This is a genomic window from Aeromonas sp. HMWF014 (assembly GCF_963878295.1).
GTDB lineage: Bacteria > Pseudomonadota > Gammaproteobacteria > Enterobacterales > Aeromonadaceae > Aeromonas > Aeromonas popoffii.
In genome coordinates this window covers 1-2,526 of record NZ_CAWNYS010000209.1, presented here as the reverse complement: position 1 = coordinate 2,526, position 2,526 = coordinate 1, and the positions used below count along the sequence as shown (strand labels likewise).

Sequence of the window (2,526 nt, the reverse complement as noted above, 5' to 3'; positions counted from 1 at the left end):
CTGAAACAGCAGCGGCCAGCCTTGCTCCTGGCAATAACGGTGCTCTTTCTCCAGGTTCTGCATCAGCAGGCGGTTCTCGTCGCACCAATCGATCGGCAGGGTGACCACCAGCTGATCTTCGGCTGCTTGCACGTTCCATTTTGGCAACAAATTGTCCTGACGCCTGTGGTGCGCCGCCACGGCGAGGCGCAGGATACGAATGCAACGCAGCACAGTTTGCGTGTCATGGTTGGGCAGGGGAGGGAGCTCGGAGAGCTTGAGCCCCTTGCGCTGAAACCGTACCAGGGCTGCCAGCAGGGCCTGATCGTCCTGGGTGAAGCCGGGCAGATCCGTGTTCTGCAATATATAAGCGGAGTGGCGCTGGATGCCGCTGTAGTTGATGACCAGCCCAATCTCGTGCAGTCGCGCCGCCCAGCCGAGGATCGCGCGATAGGGCTCCTCCGGCATTTGCCAGGGGCCGCTAAGGGCATCGAACAGGGCCAACACACTCTGCTCGACCCGGTTGGCCTGGCGCTTGTCGATGTGATAGTGGGTGGAGAGGGCCAGCGCGGTACGCTCGCGAATGTCGTGGTGCTGCAAGCGCTCCTCGAATTCATACAGCAGCCCTTCGCGCAGGGCACCGTCCGAATACTCCATCCGTTCAATGGGCAGGGAGGTAAAAAGCCCAAGCAGTATGGTCACCGCGGCGGCAAACACCCCCTTGCGCTCCTCGGTCAGGCCAGCGAGCTTCAACTGATCGACCCGCTTGTGGTCGAGCATCTCCTGCTTTAGCCGCTCCAGCCCCGCCAGCGTGATGGCGCCATCGGTCCAGCCTTCTCCTTGCAGCACGTCGCGCACGGCTCGAATCGAGCCGGAGCTGCCAAGGCAACTCTGCCAGCCCAGCTTGCGATACTGGTTGATGATGGGGGCGAGCTGATGCTGGGTCTCCAGCACGGCGCCGTGGAAGGCCTTTTCGTTCAGCTTGCCGTTGGCAAAGAAGCGCTGGGTCAAGCTGACACAGCCCATCTTGCGGCTGGTGAGGGCCTTGTGATCGAAGCCTTCCCCTATGATGAGCTCAGTGCTGCCACCGCCGATATCCACCACCAGCACCTGGCCTTCGATATGCTGGGTATGGGCAACGCCCTGATAGATGAGGCGCGCCTCTTCCTGACCACTGATAATTTCGATGGGGTGGTTGAGCACCTTGGCTGCCTCGCTCACGAATTCGCGCGCGTTGCTGGCGCGGCGCAGGGTATAGGTACCGGCAATGCGGATCTGATCCGGCTTGATATTGGTGAGGCGCTCGGCAAACAGCGACAGGCAGGTGAGGCCGCGGGCCATCGCCTCCGGGCTCATCCGTTTCTGCTCATCCATCCCTTCGGCCAGACGGACCCGCTCCTTGATGCGATCGACGATGCGAAAGCGTCCTTCGCTCAGGTGGGCGATCACCATGTGAAAACTGTTGGAGCCGAGATCCACGGCGGCATAGAGACTATTGTCCATTGTTTGACTCGATACGTTTGAGATAGTCGTAAATCGCCACCTGAGAGCGGATCTTGCGGCGGTTGCCCCGCTTCACATACGCGTTTTGCTGGTCGGCATCGATCACCCGTGCCTTGCAGGTATCACTCAGTTGTAGTTCGAGAATGTCCATGATGCGCTGCTTGAGGCGCTCATCATAGATGGGGGTTCCCACCTCGATCCTGCCGTCGATGTTGCGGCTCATCCAGTCGGCGCTGGAGATATAGAGCTGGGGGTTGCCCTTGTTGTGGAACACCATGACCCGGGGGTGCTCGAGGAAGCGGTCTATGATGCTGATCACCTTGATGTTGTCACTGAGGCCCGGCACACCCGGGCGCAGGGCGCACATACCACGGATGATCATCTGGATCGGCACCCCGGCCTGGCCGGCGGCATAGAGCCGGTTGATGAGATCCTTGTCCACCAGATTGTTGATCTTGAGGGTGATGCCGCTGGGTTGGCCCGCCTTGGCGTTGGAGAGCTCGTTATCGATGAGTCGATAGAGCTGACGGCGGCTGTTGATGGGGGAGACCAGCAGGTGGTTGAACTTGTAGCGCCGATAGGGGTACTCGATGTATTCGAACACGCCCTCCACCTCGGCGGTGATGTCCGGGTGGCGGGTCAGCAGGGAGAAGTCGGTGTAGATCTTCGCCGTCTTCTCGTTGAAGTTGCCGGTACCGATATGGGCGTAGCGCACCGCCTCGCCATGTTCGTGGCGAGTGATGAGGCAGAGCTTGGAGTGGATCTTGAGGCTCGGCACCCCGAACACCACCTTGACTCCGGCATCGGTGAGAATGTTGGCCCAGTCGATGTTGGCCGCCTCGTCGAAACGGGCGCGCAGCTCGACCACCACGGTCACCTTCTTGCCGTTGTTGGCGGCATCGATGAGGGAGTGGATGATGCGCGACTTCTTGGCGACCCGATAGATATTGATGCGAATGGCGCTCACTGCCGGATCGAACGCCGCCTGGCGCACCAGCTCGGTGAAGTGGTGGAACTTGTGATACGGGTAGTAGAGCAGAATAT

At 60.4% G+C, this 2,526-nt stretch carries 2 protein-coding genes; both read right to left on the bottom strand.

Annotated features, from left to right (window positions below; all coding sequences use genetic code 11):
- Window positions 1-1,482, bottom strand: a 1,482-nt coding sequence (gene ppx / locus AAC083_RS08445; RefSeq protein WP_108536317.1) for an exopolyphosphatase, incomplete at its 3' end; no start/stop codon positions are given.
- A partial coding sequence (gene ppk1, locus AAC083_RS08440; RefSeq protein WP_108536311.1) for a polyphosphate kinase 1 occupies window positions 1,472-2,526 on the bottom strand: 1,055 nt, incomplete at its 5' end. The genes ppx and ppk1, both read right to left, overlap by 11 nt.